Genomic DNA, 774 nt, shown 5'->3' on the forward strand with positions numbered 1-774 from the left:
ACCGTTGTAGCCAATTAGAAAAATGAAATCACGAATGGCAATTGGAATAGGAATTATAATAGCATTGTTCGCTTTGATATATTTCACAAAGTCGAATACCAAAACTGAACATTCGGAGTTGACAAAAACGGAATACAGAGCAAAAGGAACAATATTTTATCACGAAGACGATTTCTGCCAAATAGAAATTGTACCAAAAGAAAATCTATCTGACTTGCTAAAACAAGCGGATAATATATCTGACTTTTCTGCCGAAAACGGATATTCTGACCTATATGTTAGAGAAGAAAATAAAGTCAGTTTAAAAAGTCGAGAAATAGACAAAACTGAACTAGAAAAACTATTGACTGAACTTGGAACTGAAAAGCACACAGAAGTAATAACTGGATACGGAAGCAATTATCGAGTAAAAAGTGAAAACACTATTGGATTTGGAAAAGAATATTCAGCGGTTTATTTCGATTTTGAGAACGATAAAGTCAAGAACATATGGATTACTAATCTATTCGGACTGAATCACGACAAAGTTGTTGAAGTGCTTTCCAAAATTGGAGAAAAATGGAATTTGGTTTTGATGGACTGGAATCGTTCTGAACTGATTGATTTGTCGAATAAAGAGATGATTAATAAATATATAAAATAACTGGCTACAACAATGGCTATAAATAATTGCTTGTTTTCGCCTACTTCTGAAAATCCTTACGGATTTTCAGTTTGGTATGTACTTGTAAAATTAAGCGCTAAACCACGCAACTACTCATAGCCGAGACCGTT

At 33.3% G+C, this 774-nt stretch carries 1 protein-coding gene; it reads left to right on the forward strand.

What is annotated here, in order from left to right:
* Positions 1-34: 34 nt before the first annotated feature.
* On the forward strand, positions 35-643 hold the full coding sequence (locus V1468_RS16425; RefSeq protein ID WP_331811288.1) for a hypothetical protein: 609 nt from the start codon (positions 35-37) through the stop codon (positions 641-643).
* Positions 644-774: the final 131 nt, after the last annotated feature.

Origin of the sequence: Winogradskyella poriferorum, assembly GCF_036553625.1 — a bacterium.
GTDB lineage: Bacteria > Bacteroidota > Bacteroidia > Flavobacteriales > Flavobacteriaceae > Winogradskyella > Winogradskyella poriferorum.

What these genes read in the sequence shown, in the direction of transcription:
- V1468_RS16425 (WP_331811288.1), top strand. Translation starts at nt 35, where the DNA reads ATGGCAATTGGAATAGGAATTATAATAGCATTGTTCGCTTTGATATAT.